The organism is Klebsiella sp. MS 92-3 (genome assembly GCF_000195655.1).
GTDB lineage: Bacteria > Pseudomonadota > Gammaproteobacteria > Enterobacterales > Enterobacteriaceae > Klebsiella > Klebsiella pneumoniae.
The window spans coordinates 35541-38787 of sequence record NZ_GL882709.1 but is presented as its reverse complement, the minus strand read 5'-3'; the positions used below and the strand labels follow the sequence as shown (position 1 = coordinate 38787).

2 protein-coding genes and 1 pseudogene are annotated in these 3247 nt (G+C 67.3%); all 3 read left to right on the top strand.

Features of this window, described 5'->3' with window-relative positions; translation table 11 throughout:
- A pseudogene (locus HMPREF9538_RS26145) lies at window positions 1-108 on the top strand (oxaloacetate decarboxylase gamma chain); the annotation flags it as partial.
- A 15-nt stretch (window positions 109-123) separates the two neighbouring features.
- Entirely contained in the window at window positions 124-1890 is a 1767-nt protein-coding gene (oadA, locus tag HMPREF9538_RS0126710; protein WP_020316494.1) for a sodium-extruding oxaloacetate decarboxylase subunit alpha, read from the top strand.
- 15 nt (window positions 1891-1905) lie between these two features.
- The gene (locus HMPREF9538_RS26150; RefSeq protein WP_004147009.1) at window positions 1906-3207 is read left to right on the top strand and encodes an oxalacetate decarboxylase subunit beta; all 1302 of its coding nucleotides are present in this window, start codon (window positions 1906-1908) and stop codon (window positions 3205-3207) included.
- Window positions 3208-3247 lie beyond the last annotated feature (40 nt).

Sequence of the window (3247 nt, the reverse complement as noted above, 5' to 3'; positions counted from 1 at the left end):
CCCCCCCCCAACCCGGCGCCGGCCGCCGTCGCGCCCGCCGACGATTTCGCCCGCCTGAAGCCGGCGATTGTCGCCGCCATTCACCACCATCGCCGTCTTCACCCTTAATTCACGGAGGAATTCATGACCGTTGCCATTACCGATGTCGTCCTGCGCGACGCCCACCAGTCCCTGTTCGCCACCCGTCTGCGTCTCGACGATATGCTGCCCGTTGCCGCTCAGCTGGACGACGTCGGCTACCGCTCGCTGGAGTGCTGGGGCGGCGCCACCTTTGACGCCTGCATCCGCTTTCTCGGCGAGGACCCGTGGGTCCGCCTGCGCGAGCTGAAAAAGGCGATGCCCAAGACCCCGCTGCAGATGCTGCTCCGCGGCCAGAACCTGCTCGGCTACCGCCACTACGCCGATGACGTGGTGGAGCGCTTCGTCGAGCGCGCCGTCAAAAACGGCATGGACGTCTTCCGCGTCTTCGATGCCATGAACGACCCGCGCAACATGCAGGCCGCCCTGCAGGCGGTCCGCCGCCACGGCGCCCATGCCCAGGGTACGCTTTCGTACACCACCAGCCCGGCCCACACCCTGCAGACCTGGCTCGACCTCACCGAACAGCTGCTGGAGACCGGCGTTGACTCCGTCGCCATCAAGGACATGTCCGGCATTCTGACGCCGCATGCCGCCTTTGAGCTGGTCAGCGAAATCAAGAAGCGCTATGACGTCACCCTGCACCTGCACTGCCACGCCACCACCGGGATGGCGGAGATGGCGCTGCTGAAGGCCATTGAAGCCGGGGTCGACGGCGTGGATACGGCGATTTCGTCCATGAGCGCCACCTATGGCCACCCGGCCACCGAAGCGCTGGTGGCCACCCTCGCCGGCACGCCGTACGACACCGGCCTCGATATCCACAGGCTGGAGAGCATCGCCGCCTACTTCCGCGAGGTGCGCAAAAAATACCACGCCTTCGAAGGCCAGCTGAAGGGCACCGACAGCCGTATCCTCGTCGCCCAGGTGCCGGGCGGGATGCTCACCAACCTTGAAGGCCAGCTGAAGCAGCAGAGCGCCGCCCACCGTCTGGATGAAGTACTGGCGGAAATCCCCCGCGTGCGCGAGGACCTCGGCTTCATCCCGCTGGTCACCCCGACCTCGCAGATTGTCGGCACCCAGGCGGTGCTCAACGTGCTGGGCGGCGAGCGCTACAAAACCATCGCGAAGGAGACCGCCGGTATCCTGAAAGGCGAGTACGGCCGCACCCCGGCCCCGGTGAACGCCGCCCTGCAGGCGCGGGTGCTCGACGGCGCCGACCCGGTGACCTGCCGCCCGGCGGATTTACTCAAGCCGGAGCTGGCCGCGCTGGAAGCCGACGTCAGACGCCAGGCGCAGGAGAAGGGCATCACGCTTGCCGAAAACGCCATCGACGACGTGCTCACCGTGGCGCTGTTCCCGCAGCCCGGCCTGAAGTTCCTCGAAAACCGCCACAACCCGGCGGCCTTTGAGCCGGTACCGCAGGCGGAAGCCGCACAGCCAGTGGCAAAAGCAGAAAAACCTGCCGCCTCCGGCGTCTACACCGTGGAGGTGGAAGGCAAAGCCTTTGTGGTCAAAGTCAGCGACGGCGGTGACGTCAGCCAGCTGACGGCGGCTGCTCCTGCCTCTGCACCCGCCGCTGCCGCCCCGGCCGGCGCCGGCACCCCGGTGACCGCCCCGCTGGCGGGCACTATCTGGAAGGTGCTGGCCAGCGAAGGCCAGACGGTGGCCGCAGGCGAGGTGCTGCTGATTCTGGAAGCCATGAAGATGGAAACCGAAATCCGCGCCGCGCAGGCCGGGACCGTGCGCGGTATCGCGGTGAAAGCCGGCGACGCGGTGGCGGTCGGCGACACCCTGATGACCCTGGCGTAAGGACGAGGAACGGAAATGGAAAGTCTGAACGCCCTGATTCAGGGCATGGGGCTGATGCACCTCGGCGCCGGCCAGGCGGTGATGCTGCTGGTCAGTCTGCTGCTGCTGTGGCTGGCGATTGCGAAGAAGTTCGAGCCGTTACTGCTGCTGCCGATTGGCTTCGGCGGCCTGCTCTCCAATATCCCGGAGGCCGGGCTGGCGCTCACCGCCCTGGAGAGTCTGCTGGCTCACCACGACCCGGCGCAGCTGGCGGTGATTGCCGCGAAGCTCCACTGCGCGCCGGACGTCCACGCCATCAAAGAGGCACTGGCGCTGGCCCTGCCGTCGGTGCAGGGGCAGATGGAGAGCCTCGCGGTGGACATGGGCTACTCCGCCGGGGTGCTGGCCATCTTCTATAAGGTGGCGATTGGCTCGGGCATCGCGCCGCTGGTCATCTTTATGGGCGTCGGGGCAATGACCGATTTCGGCCCGCTGCTGGCTAACCCGCGCACCCTGCTGCTGGGGGCGGCGGCGCAGTTCGGGATCTTCGCCACCGTGCTCGGGGCGCTGACGCTGAACTACTTCGGCATCATCAGCTTCACCCTGCCGCAGGCGGCGGCCATCGGCATCATCGGCGGCGCCGACGGCCCGACGGCGATTTACCTGTCGGGCAAGCTGGCGCCGGAGCTGCTGGGGGCCATCGCGGTGGCGGCGTACTCCTATATGGCGCTGGTGCCGCTGATCCAGCCGCCGATCATGAAGGCGCTGACCACGGATAAGGAGCGGAAGATCCGCATGGTGCAGCTGCGCACGGTGAGTAAGCGGGAGAAGATCCTCTTCCCGGCGGTGCTGTTGCTGCTGGTGGCGCTCCTGCTGCCGGACGCCGCGCCGCTGCTGGGGATGTTCTGCTTCGGCAACCTGATGCGCGAGAGCGGGGTGGTGGAGCGGCTGAGCGATACAGTGCAGAACGCGCTGATCAACATCGTGACCATCTTCCTCGGACTGTCGGTGGGGGCCAAGCTGGTGGCGGACAAGTTCCTGCAGCCGCAGACGCTGGGGATCCTGGTGCTGGGGGTGATCGCCTTCTGCGTGGGGACCGCCGCCGGGGTGCTGATGGCGAAGCTGATGAACGTGTTCAGCCGGCACAAAATCAACCCGCTAATCGGCTCGGCGGGGGTGTCGGCGGTGCCGATGGCGGCGCGGGTGTCGAACAAGGTGGGTCTGGAAGCGGACGGGCAGAACTTCCTGCTGATGCACGCCATGGGCCCGAACGTGGCGGGGGTGATCGGCTCGGCGATCGCCGCCGGGGTGATGCTCAAGTACGTGCTGGCGATGTAAGCCAGCCTGTTCCCCCCCCCGGGGGGGGGGGGGGGGGGGG

Bases quoted from the DNA above. Each gene is read 5' to 3' on its own strand.
- oadA (WP_020316494.1), top strand. From the start codon at position 124: ATGACCGTTGCCATTACCGATGTCGTCCTGCGCGACGCCCACCAGTCC.
- HMPREF9538_RS26150 (WP_004147009.1), top strand. From the start codon at position 1,906: ATGGAAAGTCTGAACGCCCTGATTCAGGGCATGGGGCTGATGCACCTC.